At 37.3% G+C, this 17116-nt stretch carries 13 protein-coding genes; 1 reads left to right on the top strand and 12 read right to left on the bottom strand.

All coding sequences use genetic code 11. From position 1 onward, the window contains the following. Positions 1-5: 5 nt before the first annotated feature. A complete protein-coding gene (gene mutS, locus ACFYKX_RS00870) occupies positions 6-2603 on the bottom strand; it encodes a DNA mismatch repair protein MutS (protein ID WP_389357136.1) in 2598 nt (865 codons plus the stop codon). 182 nt (positions 2604-2785) lie between these two features. On the opposite strand from mutS, the gene ACFYKX_RS00865 reads away from it, so the two are divergent. Beyond that, positions 2786-3436: an alpha/beta hydrolase gene (locus ACFYKX_RS00865; RefSeq protein ID WP_389357135.1), complete on the top strand. Its 651-nt coding sequence runs from the start codon at positions 2786-2788 to the stop codon at positions 3434-3436. A 24-nt stretch (positions 3437-3460) separates the two neighbouring features. Here the strand turns inward: ACFYKX_RS00865 and ACFYKX_RS00860 are convergent, their stop codons facing one another. From ACFYKX_RS00860 to rny, 11 genes are all read right to left on the bottom strand, one after another. Next, on the bottom strand, positions 3461-3829 hold the full coding sequence (locus ACFYKX_RS00860; protein WP_389358974.1) for a VOC family protein: 369 nt from the start codon (positions 3827-3829) through the stop codon (positions 3461-3463). 873 nt (positions 3830-4702) lie between these two features. After that, positions 4703-5248 carry an outer spore coat protein CotE gene (locus tag ACFYKX_RS00855; RefSeq protein WP_389358972.1) on the bottom strand — a complete coding sequence of 182 codons (546 nt, stop codon included), beginning with the start codon at positions 5246-5248 and terminating at the stop codon, positions 4703-4705. A gap of 238 nt (positions 5249-5486) precedes the next feature. Then, positions 5487-7172 (bottom strand): methyl-accepting chemotaxis protein, encoded by a 1686-nt coding sequence (locus ACFYKX_RS00850; protein WP_389357133.1) that lies wholly within the window; start codon positions 7170-7172, stop codon positions 5487-5489. Between the two features lie 314 nt (positions 7173-7486). Next, entirely contained in the window at positions 7487-7915 is a 429-nt protein-coding gene (locus tag ACFYKX_RS00845) for a RicAFT regulatory complex protein RicA family protein (RefSeq protein WP_389357131.1), read from the bottom strand. Between the two features lies 1 nt (position 7916). Then, complete coding sequence (gene miaB, locus ACFYKX_RS00840) at positions 7917-9461, bottom strand: tRNA (N6-isopentenyl adenosine(37)-C2)-methylthiotransferase MiaB (RefSeq protein WP_389357129.1); 1545 nt, start codon at positions 9459-9461, stop codon at positions 7917-7919. 488 nt (positions 9462-9949) lie between these two features. Continuing rightward, positions 9950-10816 carry a 2-oxoacid:ferredoxin oxidoreductase subunit beta gene (locus ACFYKX_RS00835; RefSeq protein WP_389357127.1) on the bottom strand — a complete coding sequence of 289 codons (867 nt, stop codon included), beginning with the start codon at positions 10814-10816 and terminating at the stop codon, positions 9950-9952. Positions 10817-10818: 2 nt separating this feature from the next. Beyond that, the gene (locus tag ACFYKX_RS00830; RefSeq protein ID WP_389357125.1) at positions 10819-12552 is read right to left on the bottom strand and encodes a 2-oxoacid:acceptor oxidoreductase subunit alpha; all 1734 of its coding nucleotides are present in this window, start codon (positions 12550-12552) and stop codon (positions 10819-10821) included. A 311-nt stretch (positions 12553-12863) separates the two neighbouring features. After that, positions 12864-13787 carry a dipeptidase gene (locus ACFYKX_RS00825; RefSeq protein WP_389357123.1) on the bottom strand — a complete coding sequence of 308 codons (924 nt, stop codon included), beginning with the start codon at positions 13785-13787 and terminating at the stop codon, positions 12864-12866. 136 nt (positions 13788-13923) lie between these two features. Continuing rightward, a complete protein-coding gene (spoVS, locus tag ACFYKX_RS00820) occupies positions 13924-14184 on the bottom strand; it encodes a stage V sporulation protein SpoVS (RefSeq protein WP_003211281.1) in 261 nt (86 codons plus the stop codon). A gap of 268 nt (positions 14185-14452) precedes the next feature. Further along, positions 14453-15250, bottom strand: a complete 798-nt coding sequence (locus ACFYKX_RS00815; protein WP_389357121.1) for a TIGR00282 family metallophosphoesterase — start codon at positions 15248-15250, stop codon at positions 14453-14455. Positions 15251-15374: 124 nt separating this feature from the next. Continuing rightward, a complete protein-coding gene (gene rny / locus ACFYKX_RS00810) occupies positions 15375-16934 on the bottom strand; it encodes a ribonuclease Y (RefSeq protein WP_389358970.1) in 1560 nt (519 codons plus the stop codon). Positions 16935-17116 lie beyond the last annotated feature (182 nt).

The raw sequence follows: 17116 nt of genomic DNA, 5'->3' as shown, positions 1-17116 counted from the left end.
AGTGATTATTTAAGTTTTTTGTGTAACTCATATAAAGTATTTAATGCTTGGATTGGGTTCATCTCCAGAATGTCCATCTGTTTGAGTTGAGAGATAATTTGTTTTTCCTTTGAATTTAAACCTTCATGATTGGTTTTAGATGGTACATCAAAAAACGAAAGCTGCGCCTCTTCTTCCACTTTTGAAAGAACTGGCTTTTTAAGCGTTTTCTCTTTAGAACCGTCCTTTTGTTCTAAAGTTTGCAAAATTTCATTCGCCCTTGTAATTAATTCTTCCGGGAGCTCCGCTAATTGGGCTACATGAATTCCATAGCTCTTATCCGCTGCGCCATCTTTAATTTTATGAAGAAACACCACTTTGCCATTTTGCTCAATGGCGCTTACATGAATATTTTTTAAGTTATCAAGCTGTTCTTCTAATACCGTTAGCTCATGATAGTGGGTTGAGAATAATGTTTTAGCACCAATACGGGTGTGAATATATTCAATGATTGCCTGTGCCAATGCCATTCCATCATAGGTTGATGTACCACGACCAATTTCATCAAAAAGAATTAGGCTTTCTTGAGTTGCGTTAGCAATGGCATTTTTCGCTTCTAGCATTTCCACCATAAATGTACTTTGTCCAGAAATTAAATCATCAGCAGCTCCGATTCTTGTGAAAACTTGGTCAAAGATGGGCAGTCTTGCTTCTGTAGCTGGTACATAACAACCAATTTGCGCAAGAATGGCTGTAAGCGCAATTTGTCTCATATACGTACTTTTCCCCGACATATTAGGTCCTGTAATAAGCAGTAGCTCTTTCTGTGAGTTCATTAAACAATCATTGGGAACATACTCCTGAGCATTCATTACTTTTTCAACAACAGGATGCCTACCTTCCTTAATAAAAATTTCTCGATTATTAGAGAAAGCAGGCTTTACATAATGTCTCTCCTCACTTACCGTTGCAAAACATTGAAGGACATCAATCTCACTGACAACTTTTGCTAATGCTTGTAATTGAGGAATATATTTTTTTACAAATTCACGAATGGAAATAAATAATTGGTACTCTAGTTCAACACTTTTTTCTTCTGCTTGTAAAATTAACGCTTCTTTTTCTTTTAGTTCTGGAGTAATAAAACGTTCAGCATTTGTAAGTGTTTGTTTTCTCTCATACTGACCTTCTTTTAAAAGATGAAGGTTTGCTTTTGTCACTTCAATATAATATCCAAACACACGGTTATATCCAACTTTAAGAGATTTAATACCAGTCTTTTCACGCTGTTCCCTTTCAAGTTGGGCAATCCATGTCTTTCCGTTCCTAGTTGCATCACGATATTGATCCAACTCAGCATGATATCCATCTTGAATCATATTCCCGTCCTTGATGGATAGAGGTGGATTTTCAACAATTGCTTTTTCTAGTAAATCAGTCACCTCAACACACGGTTCTATTTTTTTAGCTACTTCTTGAGCCTCTTTAATCGGAAGCTTCTCTAAAAGTTCTCTAACAATTGGCACCTGAAGAAGAGATCGTTTTAGTTGCATTAAGTCTCGTGCATTTACATTTCCGAATGCAACTCTTCCTGCTAAACGCTCAAGGTCGTAGACTTCCTTTAAGTTCTCTCTTAGCTCTTGACGTTCAAAATAATGAGAGATGAGAGCTTCTACAACCGCTTGGCGTCTCTTTATTTCTTTTTCATCGATTAGAGGTCGATCAATCCACTGCTTAAGAGTCCTTCCGCCCATAGCTGTTTTGGTTTCATCAAGAAGCCAAATGAGGGAACCCTTTTTCCCTTTGGAGCGGATCGTTTCAGTTAGTTCCAAGTTTCGTTTCGAAAAATAATCAATTTTCATATACTGATCGATTTGATAGAGCTCCACAGGCTGGAGATGATCTAAATTTCTTTTCTGTGTACGGTACAGATAATTAAATAAACGAATGACTGTCATACGGAGCTTGTCCTGGTTTATGTGCTCGATAACATGTTCGAAAGCTTCCTTTCCTTCAATGTCGTCCTCAAAAGAAATCGTGGTCACAGCACGCTCCTTCATTTTCCGTTGAAGATCACCATTAAACGAACGATCAATAACCACTTCTTTTGCACCTAAAAGCGATAATTCATTCAATACTTGCTCAAAGCTTCCAGTAAGTAGTGTAACTTTGTTTTCCCCTGTAGATAAGTCATTACATGCAAATCCATAGGTTTCATCATCGAATTGGGTAATGGTTGCGATATAATTATTATCTTTTTCGCTTAACGCTCGTCCTTCCATGACAGTTCCTGGAGTAATGAGTTGCACTACTTCTCTTCTAACTACCCCTTTAGCCTGTTTAGGATCTTCCGTTTGTTCACAAATCGCAACTTTATAACCTTTTTCCACTAGTTGCTCAATATATTGTGGCGCTGAATGATAGGGAACTCCGCACATCGGAATACGGTCCTCTCCACCACCATCACGACTTGTTAATGTAATCTCTAGTATTTGCGAAGCTTCAATTGCATCATTAAAAAACATTTCATAAAAATCACCCAAACGGAAAAATAAAAAGGCATCTTCATAGTCTGCCTTTACTCGTAAATATTGTTGTATCATCGGCGTATATGTAGTAGACATAAGTCCTCCAAAATATCATTCTATCAATCATTTTCTCTTGAACAATATTATAACATAAATCGACACATTCATTTCTAGCATCAACAAAAATCCAATTTGAAAATTTTCTCAAGAAATTTCTGATTAAAGCAATTATTTTTCCAAAGAAATCCATTATAATTCTTCTAAGGAGTTGATGAAGGATGAATAGAAGAACTGGCTACTTAGAAGGCTATAATGGAATGCAAGTTTCCTATACATATTTAGAACATAAGGAACCTTCGACTAAACTAGCATTTATTTTCCCTGGATTAGGCTATACAGCCCAAGCACCTCTTCTTTATTATAGTACAAGTTTATTTGTGAAAAATGGATACGATGTAGTTCATGTCAATTATGACTATCAGAGTGCACCGTTCTCTTCCTTTAGTCAAGAGGAAAAACAATCTTGCATGAAGTATAATGCAGAAACTATTATTGATGTCTTTCATTCAGAAAAATACTCAGAGACCCTTTTTGTTGGAAAGTCTATTGGCACACTCTCAATCTGCATAAGCTTAGAGTACTTTTTACCAAATAAGATCATTTGGTTAACTCCGCTCATCAATCGTGACGATGTATATGAAAAGATGCTTAATAGTCATATTCCATCACTCACCATCATCGGGGATCAGGATCCTTGTTATATAAGGGAGAAATGGGAACTATATAAAAATGTACATCAAACACATCTTGTACGTGGGGCTAACCACAGTCTCGATATAGGTGTCAACCCTTTTGAATCAATTAAGATATTAGAAGACGTTATAAGTGTAATCAATGAGTTTCTTGAGGAGAATGACAAAAAGCTATAAGAGGGCCTTATAGCTTCTTGTCTTTCATATCCCCACACTATTCATAAGAACCACTCTCCACCCATCTGGATCTTCAATGGTTACTCCGCCTCTTCCCCAATACGGATTTTCAGGCTCGACTGGTTCATATCCCATTCTCGTTAATCGACTAACGATTTCATCTCTTTTATAACGATTTCCCATATAAAACACAAGTAAATGCTCTTTCGTAGGAGTTGGGAGCGCAACCTCTTTCTCATATTGGGTGAATTCTATGTGGTAGGGGTGTCCTGGTAGACCAAGCATCATTCCATCATATCCTTCATGACCTCTAAACTCACCAATGATGTTAAGGCCGATTCCATCTTTATAAAACTCAACTAACTTTTCTAATTGATTGGTTGGTCGTGCCATCCGGAATTGAACGGCAGGAAGCTCATGATTCCATTCTTTCCTAACAACGATTTCATAAGGATAAATTTCATTTTTGTAGTATGTATCCTCATTCCCGGTGACATAGACTTTTAGAGGATGAATCGTGGCTCCTAATGTGGTGGGGTACCAATGTCTCCCTTCTTTAACAATGACAAATACCCCTTCAAGATCGCCATAAAACGCAAATGTTTCACTATCAGCCTTCACCTGATCGTTTAGAATTTGGTTTAATTGATTTTGTAGTTCCTTAACATTTTCCGTAGGTAGGCCGATCTCCCCTACATCGAACCAGGAGAGAGGTTCAGCTTGATCGGCTTCCGTAAATGGTCTTTCTAGCATTTCTAAAATATTCCCATCAGGATCTTTAAAATACGCCTGTTTTCCTTTCCAAAATAGACTAATTTCACCATCTTCATTAGGTAAAAGAACTTTTTCTGCATTCAGTTTATTGAATATGTGATGAAAGAATGTTGCGTTCGTTCTGAAACACACATGATAAAATGGCGTAATAGAATCCTTCTCAAAAACAAGCTTCGTTGTACCTGCCATCACAGAGAAATGACTCTCTGACTCTCCCACAAGCTCCATTTCTAAAACGTCTATATAAAAACTTTTCATTTCTTCTAATTGTGCACACTTCATATTGAGCTGATATATTTTCACTCAAATCTCCTCCTTCATCACAATTATATAAATTAGCAGTCATTTTGTACTCAAACTATTGATGGAGATTTCTTACGTTCATTAGAAGGAACATGGTGTCGATTGTTTACTTATATAGGAGGAGTTTTAAAAAGAGGGAATATATCCTCAAAAGAAAAAACTAGGAAGAATAAACTCCCTAGTTGATTACTACTCTTCTTCAGATCCGACTAAGAAATCTGGATTTAGATCCTCGAATTCCTCGTCATCGATATCTAATCCCCAATCATCATCGTCGTCCTTGTGAGCTCCAGGGTGTACTTCAACGCACACTTTTGTTTCACCAATAACTTCTACAAGGAATTCTCTTTCAACATGAACAATAATCTTATTTCCATTTGGGGAAATAACTGCTTCACAACAATTTGGCTGTTGAAGTACTTTCGCGATTACATCATGGTCATCAAAACAATCTGGATCACGATATTTTAGTTTAATGACGTCACAATATTCAACGCGCTCCGTTACAACTTCTGTCTTTGTATTATCGTTATAGGAGTGCCAAACGTTAATGTCATAGTAGCCGTGTACTTCAACTTTTTTACCTAACTTTTTCGCCTCGTACGTATGGTTTATGATCCAACAGCCGAGGATACTGGTCGGATTGTGTGCCGGGCAAATCGTATGATTAGACTGTGTGAATTTACGTCCTTTCGCTACGACCGCTTTTGTGATAATCTCTCTGTATTCTCCCATTGCGAGCGAAACCTCCTCAATCATTTTCATTTCATCCTATGCGGGATATTAGACTAGTGTGATTATATTTTTATAGGATTGACTAAGCCTTTATTTAGGTGCGGTATAGTTCATACTATGCGTTCACCCATAGATATGTGTCACGATTTAAAAGAGGGTTTTGAGAAGGATTCAAACAGAAAATAGGGACAGCAAAATTGCTATCCCTACATTTATATGATTCTATTGGATTGTCCGCCTATATCCGAAACACTTCGACAGACGATTTAAGTTCAGCTGCCATGGAGCTTACTTCCTCGGCTGAGCCTGACACGGTTTCCATCGCTGCAGTGGACTCTTGAATCGAAGCAGCCACTTCTTCCGTATTTGCCGCAGTATTTTCCATTACAGAAGATAAATCAGAAATCAACTTAACAATCTTATCTGAACTTGCGACTTCTTCGTCCGTTACATCAGAGATTCCGTCCACTTCTTTTAAGGTTAGTGATACAGCATCAAGGATTCGATCTAAAGCATCGCCTGCAGTCGATACAATTTCTACCCCCTGCTCTACTTCAGACTTGTTCAAATGCATAGCACGAACAACTTCACCAGTACTGCCAGATATCTTCTTGACTAATTCAGCTACTTGATTAGCACCTGAATTTGATTGTTCGGCTAGTTTACGAACTTCCTCTGCTACAACTGCAAATCCACGTCCATGTTCTCCTGCTCGTGCGGCTTCAATCGATGCGTTTAACGCAAGGAGATTCGTTTGATCTGCAATACTTGTAATCATCTGTGTGATATGGCCAATTTCCTGTGTGTACTGGTCTAGCTTTTGAATTAACACTTCAGTCTCAATGGTTCGATTTCTAATTGACTCAATTTTATCAATGGATTTATTTACTATGTCTTTTCCGTCGGTAGCCGTTTTATAAGTTGTTTCAGAATTATTTAGAGCTGAGGTTGCTTTATTTTTCGCAATTTGGATAAGAGAGGATAGCTCTAATAAAACCGTTGATACATCTACGACTGAATTGTTTCCTAATTCCGTATTTTGCGCAACATGATTCATTGAGATAGATACTTCTTGAACGGAAGATGATACTTGTTCACTCGAAGCTGCCATTTCCTCCGATACCGCCGCCAATTCTTCTGCTGACTTCGAAACGGAGGATACTAATGCCCGTAACCCTTCTTTCATTTCATTAAAAGACTGGGCTAAATCGCCAATTTCATCTTTATTCTTTATCAGGATTGTCTCTCCCGTTAAATCCCCCTTAGCAATCTCATTTGCTCTAGCAGAGATTTTCATCACCGGTTGACTAATGTTTCTTCCGACAAAAAGGCCGACGCTTATCGCTACAATAGTTGCGACAGCGATTGTTAAAATAAGAAGCAAACGAGTTTGCTTGTAATTTTGTTCATTTTGGTTCATTAATTCTTCAGCCATTTGATTGTTAATGTTAATTAGCTCTTTTAGGCTATCACTTGCTAATGTAAAAGGTTCTCCACCAAGCTTTAACCCCGCTGTAGCTTCCTCATACTGTTCGTTTTTAACTAAAATAATATTTTTAGCAACCCGATCCGTAAATGTATACCAGTTAGATGTAAACTCTTCAAACTTTTCTTTTTCTTCAGGGATCATTGAAATTTTTTCATATTTTTCAATTACATCTTTTATATGTATTATATTTTCCTCTGCAATTTTTGTTGGCGATGCATTCTTTGTATTAACTGCAGTGACCATTTGTACACGAGTATTCTCAGAGTACTTAGCAATATCCGCTAAAAGACTTAGTGGAACCACTCCATTTTTATACATCGTTTCTCCGTTTTTGTTTACAGAAGAAAGTGCTGTATATGCTCCAAGACCGAGTCCTCCCATCATAAGAACAATAATGAAGTAAGAAAGTAATAATTTCTTAGTTAATTTCGCCATTTCCATACACCCCATATAAAAATATCCCATGAGAATTCCATTCCTATTCAATTTTAAAGCACTATCAGTAATGTTCTCTGATAGTGAAATTGGATAAAACTATGAAACCACTCACTTTATGGTATTGTAGTGTATTTTTCCCTATTTAAACTATAGAAAAGAAGAAAAGGACTTAAATCTGTCAAATAGATTTAACAAAACTGTGAACAAGTATAAAAGAATGACTTTTTTCACATCCTACATGATTCATATATCCTAGAAATAATTAATATAAAAAAAACGACCCTGTCTTATAGACTAGGGTCGTTTTGTTATTAATGATGTGAACAGCTTTTGTTTTCAATCTCTGAACCAGTTTCCCCACTTAAGATGTTTCCACCAGTGGAAGTCACTACTTCGTCAGTAACTTTATTTGAGATAGTAGTAGCTACAAGCTGTAGAAGATCATTTACTTCTAACTGTGATTGCTTGAATTCTTGAACTACTGGAATAGAATCTAATTCCTCTTCAATTGAAGCAATTTTCGCTTCTGTCTTCTTAAGAGCTTCTTCTTTCCCATAGTGGTGTAAGTTTACTGCTTGTTTTTGCAAACCTTTAATTTGCGAAATCAAAGCGCGAACCTTCTCATTGCTATGAATTTGAGCTTCAGCCTTTTTAAAGAAATCAACTTCTTCTGTTTCTGAAATCATTCTTGCTAATTCTTGTGCACGTGCCACGATATCATCTTTTGTATATTTCCCCATCTTACTTCACCTCGATAGCTTCTAGTTCCTCAACCATTTCTCCGTTTAAAGACCAAGTTTTTGCATCTGTAATTTTTACTTTTACTAATTTACCAATTGCTGATTTTGGTCCTTTAAAGTTAACAAGCTTATTCTTACGAGTATATCCTGCTAAAACTTCAGGGTTATTCTTACTTTCCCCTTCAACAAGAACCTCAACAATTTGGTCATGATATTTCTTCATCGCTTCAGCAGAAAACTCATTAACTAATGCATTTAATTTTTGAAGACGCTCTTTCTTCACTTCCATCGGTACATTGTCCACCATTTTGGCAGCTGGTGTACCTTCACGTGGAGAGTAAATGAACGTATAAGCAGATTCAAAGCCAACCTCACGATATAAAGACATCGTCTCTTCAAATTGCTCTTCCGTTTCATTTGGATAGCCTACAATAATATCTGTTGTAAAAGTAGCATTTGGAATCGCTGCCTTTATTTTACGAACAAGTTCTAAATACTGCTCTCTCGTATATTTACGAGCCATGATCTTAAGAACTTCCGTTGATCCTGATTGTACTGGAAGGTGAATATGTTCAACAAGGTTTCCACCTTTTGCTAGTACTTCAATTAAATGATCATCAAAATCACGCGGGTGGCTAGTCGTAAATCGAATACGTGGGATGTCAATTTTACGAATCTCATCCATTAAGTCACCAAGGCCATATTTCATGTCCTCAAAATCTTTCCCATATGCGTTAACATTTTGACCAAGCAATGTAATTTCTTTATAGCCTTGTGATGCTAAATGACGCACTTCTTGGATAATGTCTTCAGGACGACGGCTACGTTCTTTCCCACGAGTGTAAGGTACAATACAATACGTACAGAACTTATCACATCCGTACATAATGTTAACCCAAGCTTTAATATCCCCCCGACGTACTTTTGGAAGATTCTCGATAATATCTCCTTCTTTTGACCAAACTTCAATAACCATTTCTTTAGACATATAAGCTTCTTGAAGAATGTTCGGGAGGCGGTGAATATTATGAGTACCGAAAATCATATCTACCTGTTGGTAAGTCTTAAGGATCTTGTTCACTACTGATTCCTCTTGAGACATACATCCACAAACACCAATCAGAAGATCTGGTCTCTGAGTTTTTAGATGTTTTAAGTGCCCTAATTCACCAAATACCTTATTTTCTGCATTTTCACGGATTGCACAAGTGTTTAAAAGGATTACATTCGCATCTTCAACTGAATCAGTAGGCTCATATCCAAGCCCCATAAAAATACCCGCCATTACTTCTGTATCATGTTCATTCATTTGACAGCCGTAAGTACGGATATAGAATTTACGACCTTCTCCCATACCACGAAATTCTTCTGGGATATCGAAATCCTTATGATACTGAACTTCTTCTTTTCCACGTTTTTTAGCATCTTTTAAAGAAGGAGCTGTGTAGACTTTTTCAAAGTACTTACTGAAATCCTTTTCGGATTTTTTGTCCGAAGAATTATCTGCTTGTACTTGCTGACCTTCTAAACGTTGTTTTTCGTTCATTCGAATTCCCCTTTCTTTTCTAAACTATCTATAAATCGACGATTTTAATGTTGTGTTTTGATGCAAACAAATTCTAGTCAAAACAGAGAATGTACGCACATTATTTAAGTATAAAGCCTATATAGATTGAAAACAATAGTAAATCACTTTTTGTCGAATAAGAAAGTTTATTTCGTTTGTTCATGTTTCACAAAAGATTTCATAAGGAGCCCAGAGTAATCTTATAGACATCCCAATCCCAATTCTCCGTGCTCATCCACAACACTTTCTTCGATTAAATCAAAAGTTTAGTAACCTTTATTAACGAATTAGGGGAAATGTAAACAAAGATAGCCAAAGGAATTTTACCCTAAAATGAACAAATCAGATGTGATAGTCATCACATTATAATCCCTGCAAAAAGAAAAACCCCGAATAAATTGAACTGCCCCCTCATTGTTATGGTAACAATTGAGGTAATCGTTCATTTATCGGGGTTTTAGGCTTTATTACATAAACTCAGAAACTAGCTTATTGAAGTGTGCTTCATCTAATTTTAGATCAGCATTTACAAGTGGAGTTTCAGAGTATCCAGATAATAACTCTTGATAAGATTTACGCTCAGTATCTTGGTAGATTAGTCCAGTTACTAAACCATTGTGCTTCATTAATGTCTGCATTGCTTGCTCTTTGTTATTTGGATCATAACCTTCAACATCAGCAAGCTTCGTTAGGTTTTCTTTAAACCAGTCATATGTGTTTACTTTATTGTAAGTTACACATGGGCTGAACACGTTGATTAATGAAAAACCTTTATGGTTAATTCCTGCCTCGATTAGAGCCGTTAAGTCCTTAAGGTCAGTTGAGAAGCTTTGAGCAACAAATGTTGCACCGGCTGTTAATGCCATTTCCATCGGGGAAATTGGCTGCTCAATAGAACCTTGAGGAGTAGATTTCGTCTTGAAACCTGCTGCTGATCTAGGTGATGTTTGACCTTTTGTTAATCCGTAAATTTGGTTATCCATAACAATATAAGTAACGTCTACGTTACGGCGGATTGCATGGATCGTGTGTCCCATTCCGATTGCAAATCCATCTCCGTCTCCACCAGATGCAATAACTGTTAAATCACGGTTCGCCATTTTCACACCTTGTGCAATTGGTAATGCACGTCCGTGAATACCATGGAAACCATATGAGTTAATATATCCTGAAATACGTCCAGAACATCCGATACCTGACACTACCGCTAAGTTTTCAGGTTCTAATCCAACGTTAGCTGCTGCACGTTGAATTGCCGCTTGTACTGAGAAATCGCCACAACCAGGGCACCAGTTAGGCTTTACGTTATTACGAAAGTCTTTAAATGTTGCCATTCTTAAAACAGCTCCTTGCATTTTGTATGAATTTCATGTGGCAAGAACGGATTTCCGTCATATTTTAAATGTTTGTAGACTTTTTCAGCATGTCCAACATTCATTTTTAAAATATTTGCCAGTTGTCCAGTTGCGTTGTTTTCTACAACTACAACCTTTTTAGCTGATTTCACAAGCGGTAGCATTTCATCAGTCGGGAACGGATGAATTAAACGAATATGAGCATGATTCACTTTTAATCCGTCTTTTTCTAAACGAGTCATTGCTTCTTCAATTGTTCCGCGAGTAGAGTTAAAGCCTACTAATAAAATGTCAGCTTCTTCATGCGGAGCATTTTTGTGAACTGGTGTATTAAATTTAATGTTTTCAACTTTACGGAAACGCTTATCCATTTGAGCATTACGGTTAGCAGCTGATTCTGATGGTTTACCCGTTTCATCGTGCTCAACACCTGTTACATGGTGAATACCATTTTTCATACCAGGAACTACACGTGGTGAAACTCCATCTTCAGTAACTTCATAACGCTTGAAGTAACCTTTGCCCTCAACTTCTGGTAGCTCTTCAGTAGCAAGCTTACCACGACGGATTTCAACTTTATCAAAGTTTAGTGGCTCAACCGTTTGCTTACCTAAAGATAACTGCAAGTCAGTTAATAGAATAACAGGAACTTGATATTCCTCAGCTAAGTTAAACGCCTCTGCAGCATCATAGAATGCTTCTTGAACAGTACTTGGAGCCATAACAATTTTAGGAATCTCTCCGTGAGTACCATAAATCATAGCCATTAAGTCAGATTGTTCTTGTTTCGTTGGAAGACCTGTAGAAGGACCACCACGTTGAGTATCAACAATAACAAGTGGAGTTTCTGTAATACCAGATAAACCAATTGCTTCCATTTTAAGAGATAGACCAGGACCCGCAGATGCTGTAATGGTACGAACACCAGCATAGTTAGCACCGATTGCCATTGTAGCTGCAGCAATTTCATCTTCTGTTTGGATAACAGTTCCACCTAAAGCAGGAAGTTTTTTAATTAAGTACTCCATGATCTCTGAAGCAGGAGTAATAGGATATGCAGCCATGAAGCGGCATCCACCAGCAATTGCTCCTAATGCGATTGCATCATTACCAATCATAAACATACGTTTATTTCCATCTGCTTTTTCTAATTGCATTACTGAATTATCAGATAGCTTTTCTTTCATAAAGTCGTAACCAGCTTTAACAGCTTCCATGTTCTTAGCTACAACTTGCTCACCTTTTTTCCCGTAGATCTCTTGAACTACTTCTTCAAAAACAGTGATATCTAAGTCTAAGATTGCACTAGTAGCACCAATTGCAACCATGTTCTTCATTAGCGATGTTCCTAGTTCTGTTGCCATATCTGTAAATGGAACCGCATACATTGCCGCTTGAGTATCTTCTGGACGTTTTGGATCAAACTTTGAATCAGCGATAATAATTCCTTTTTCGTGTAGTTCTTTGTAGTTTAAGTCAATTGTTTCTTGGTCGAAAGCTACCAGAATATCAAGGTCGTCGGAGATTGAGCGAACTTGAGTAGTGCTTACGCGAATTTTGTTGTTAGTATGACCGCCTTTAATACGAGATGAAAAGTGACGGTAACCATATAAATAGTAGCCTAAACGGTTCAATGCAATGGAAAATACTTCTCCAGTACTTTCAATACCTTCCCCTTGTTGTCCGCCAACTTTCCAAGAAAGTTGATTGATCATGTCTTACACCCCTTTGGATACGTTAAGAAATATGTAAAAAACGTGTTTTTTAAATAAGTGTAGCCCTATTCTAAAGCCCTTACAAACAAGTAGATCTCTTGTGAAAAAAACTAAGAGCATGAATACGTACTAAACGCTTTCAATTCTAGACCTAAGTATCAAAAATTGCAACCCCTTCGAACTAAATATTGACGAAAATATGAATATTTTTTTATTTACAAAAATATAATAGATAGATTGAGAAGACTTTCTATGAAAATTCATGAAAATGATTTAAAAAACATTGTTTCTATAGTGTTTTACCCTGGCTACTATCTCGGAAAACGACTTGCTAGATTTTTATATAGAAATTTTTCTACTTGTATATCAGAATAATATTTTGTTAATTCCTCTTTTAATGTAATATACCCTTCAACTGATTCCAATCCTGTAACTAGTTCATCGTTCCCATCGAAATCTGAACCGAAACCAACATGATCTTCTCCCCCAAGGGCACATACATGTTCTAAATGTCTCAAAATATCGGTAATTGTTGCATTCTCTTTACCTGATAGGAACTGTGGTACAAAATTAATACCCATTACCCCGTTTCGTTCGATAAGTGCATATATTTGCTCGTCATTTAAATTTCTTGTATGAGGACATAGTGAATAACAATTTGAATGTGATGCATATGGATAGTCTCCCCATTCAATTACATCCCAGAAGCCTCTCTCAGAGAGATGTGAAACGTCACACCATGTGTTGCTTTCATTTAATGTATTCACAACCTGTTTCCCAAATTGTGTTAGTCCTCCACCTCTTTCCTCAAGAGCACCATCCGCAACAGCATTTGCATGATTCCAAGTCAATCCAACCGATGAAACTCCTAGCCTCAAGAGTGTTTTAAGTTTCAGTAGGTCCCTTCCTATCGCATCACAGCCTTCTAAAGTAAGAATGGCCCCTACCTCGCCTTCACTTATATGATTTAATCCCTCCTGTGAAGTGATTAATCTTAACTGAGGGTTCGGCTTTAATACCTTTTCATAAAAAAGCTCAACCATATAAAGGGCAACATTAAACCTCATCTCTGGATGAGTAGATTCAGGTATATAAATAGAAAAACATTGAACTGTAACTCCAGCTTGCATTAAACCTTTGAGATTTACGTTTAAATCTTTGGAATTGTAAAAACGAAGATGATTATTTAATAGCATTTTATATAAGACATCGCAATGAGCATCAAAAATTTTCATACGTTTCTCCTCTCAAAAAAGTTTTAATCCTGACCTTTAAATGATTAAAATTACATCCATATAGATAAGCATATAAATCTACACACAAAAAAAGAACCTGTCTGCAAATCCGCAAACAGGCATAAGTAAAACAATGTTATCTTGGCTCTACTATAAGTTTAATCGCCGTTCTTTCTTCCCCATCAATCAAAATATCTGTAAATGCAGGAATACAAATTAAATCAACTCCGCTAGGTGCTACGAATCCTCTTGCGATCGCTACTGCCTTTACGGCTTGATTTAATGCACCCGCACCAATCGCTTGGATTTCCGCAGCACCTCTTTCACGCAGAACTCCTGCAAGCGCACCAGCTACAGAATTAGGATTAGATTTTGCTGAAACTTTTAATATTTCCATTCCTAGCTCCTCCTTGTTTAACCCCTCCTGATGTTCGTCATTTGAACATGTCAGGTATATATGATTCCATTGCTACTATATTCTTGAAATAAATAACATATTCCAGCTTGGACAAAAAAAAGAAAACTTTCAGGTGCGTTTTCCCAAAAAAAATTTTAAAAGGTCATTTATTCAAGGAGAGTTCTAGAAAAAATTAAAAAAGCCTCCTCCAGTAAATGAGAAGACTTTCTACAGTTCTATATGATGGCATTAGCTTCAGTTTTGATTTTTAGGAATAGAATGGGTGGTCTTCATTAATTATGATTCGGTCAATCTTCTTTGCCCGTCCACTGTTCTTATCTAGTTCAATAAGTACGCCATTAAGTTGAGACCTACCTGTTGTTGGTACTTCAAATCGAACTGGTAAATTCGTTAAGAACCTCTTCAATACCGCTTCCTTCTCAACTCCCAAAATTCCGTCGTAAGGACCTGTCATTCCTACGTCTGATATGTATGCAGTGCCAGAAGGTAAAATGCGATTGTCTGCCGTTTGAACGTGTGTGTGAGTACCTACTACTGCTGTTACTCTTCCATCTAAGTACCAACCCATCGCTTGTTTCTCGCTAGTTGCTTCTGCATGGAAATCTACAAATATGATGGGAGTTCTTTCTTTTGCCTCATTAATTAATTCGTCAACAACTGTAAATGGACAGTCGTTTGGTTGCATAAATGTTCGGCCCTGTACACTAATAATTGCTACCTCATCCTGATTCATCTTCAAATATACAATTCCTTTACCAGGATTATCTTTCGGGAAATTTGCCGGCCTGACCATATATTTAGCTTTATCAATGAATTCAAATATCTCACGATTATCCCATGTATGATTTCCAAGAGTAACAGCTTGTGCACCCGCCTCTAGAAATCCTCGGTAAATTTTCTCTGTAATTCCTTTGCCCCCTGCTGCATTTTCTCCATTGATGATGGTTATATGAGGACGATACTTCTCCTTAAGCTTTGGTAAATACTCATGTACCATATCTCGTCCGGGGGATCCAACAACATCCCCTATAAATAATATGTTCATACAAAAGCCCTTTCTTCTTCTTTTCTTATTTTGATATCCATATTTTCATTGTAACACAACTGATAGAAGTTCTATGCATCGGTTGACCCTTGAGCACAAATAAAGCGATGCATAGCGCATCGCTTTATTTTGCATATTCAACAGCTCTCGTTTCACGAATCACTGTTACTTTAATATGACCTGGATAATCAAGTTCTTCCTCAATCTGCTTTCTAATGTCTCTTGCAAGTCGATGAGCTTCAAGGTCATCGATTTGATCAGGCTTCACTAATATACGTACTTCTCGACCAGCTTGGATTGCAAAAGATTTCTCAACACCATCATAAGATTCAGAAATCTCTTCAAGCTTCTCAAGACGACGAATATAGTTTTCTAGAGTTTCTCTTCTAGCTCCTGGTCTAGCTGCTGATAGAGCATCGGCAGCGGCTACAAGGACAGCTATGATCGAAGTTGGTTCAGAATCACCATGGTGAGAAGCAATACTGTTAATTACAACTGGATGTTCTTTGTATTTTGTTGCTAATTCTACCCCAATCTCAACGTGACTACCTTCAACTTCATGGTCAATCGCCTTACCAATGTCATGAAGAAGACCTGCACGACGAGCTAATGTTTCATCTTCACCAAGTTCAGCGGCTAATAGTCCAGCTAGTTGAGCTACTTCCATTGAGTGTTTGAGTACATTTTGACCATAACTTGTACGGAATTTCAAGCGACCAAGGATTTTGATTAGGTCCGGATGAAGTCCATGAACACCAACCTCAAAAGTGGTTTGTTCTCCGATTTCTCGAATGTGCTCGTCAACTTCTCTACGCGCCTTATCAACCATCTCTTCAATTCTCGCAGGATGGATGCGTCCATCTTGTACAAGCTTTTCTAAAGCTAAACGGGCTGTCTCTCTACGAATTGGATCAAAACCAGAAAGGATAACTGCTTCCGGCGTATCATCGATAATAAGATCAATTCCTGTTAGAGTTTCCAGCGTTCGGATATTCCGTCCTTCACGACCAATTATGCGTCCCTTCATTTCATCATTTGGAAGGTTCACGACAGAAACGGTTGTTTCTGCGACATGATCAGCCGCGCATCTTTGGATTGCTAGTGACAAGACTTCTTTGGCTTTCTTATCCGATTCCTCTTTAGCTCTATTTTCACTCTCTTTAATCATTAAAGCGATGTCATGAGATAACTCCTGCTCCATTCGCTCTAAAATGATGGACTTCGCCTCTTCACGAGTTAAGCCAGAGATTCGTTCAAGCTCCGATTGTTGCGTTTTTACGATCTCGTCCACTTTGCTTTCCATCTCTTCAATATGCTGTTGTTTTTTGTTAAGAGAATCGTCTCTCTTTTCTAAAAGTGATTCACGTTTTTCTAAAGATTCATCTTTTCGATCAAGATTTTCCTCTTTTTGCAGTAATCGATTTTCTTGTTTTTGCAGTTCATTTCTTCGATCACGAATTTCACGTTCAGCTTCTATACGAAACTTGTGAATCTCATCCTTTGCTTCAAGCAGGGCTTCCTTTTTCAAAGAATCCGCTTCACGATTAGCATCTTCTAAAATTTGCTCTGCAGCACCCTTAGCACCTGCAATCTTTGCTTCAGAAAAGGATTTACGAACAAAATAGCCAACAACTGCACCGACGAATAGGCCAAGCAAAATGGAGATGACTGTAATTAAATCCATCATTTCACCTCCTCTTGCTATGAACTTTTTTTAGTTTACGATTTTTTAAAGTGTCGGCATGTACATTGTTCTACATCAACATACAGCACTAAGGCTTTTAACATTTTAATAATCAGTAAAAATGTAAAATATACATATTAATTGTAAAGCTGTGTATTTTTATTGTCAAGGGGTTGTCCTTC

Origin of the sequence: Cytobacillus spartinae (genome assembly GCF_042865285.1) — a bacterium.
Taxonomy (GTDB): Bacteria; Bacillota; Bacilli; order Bacillales; family Cytobacillaceae; genus Robertmurraya_A; species Robertmurraya_A spartinae.
Note: the sequence above shows the minus strand (reverse complement) of the source record. Positions and strands in the feature narration are given on the sequence as shown.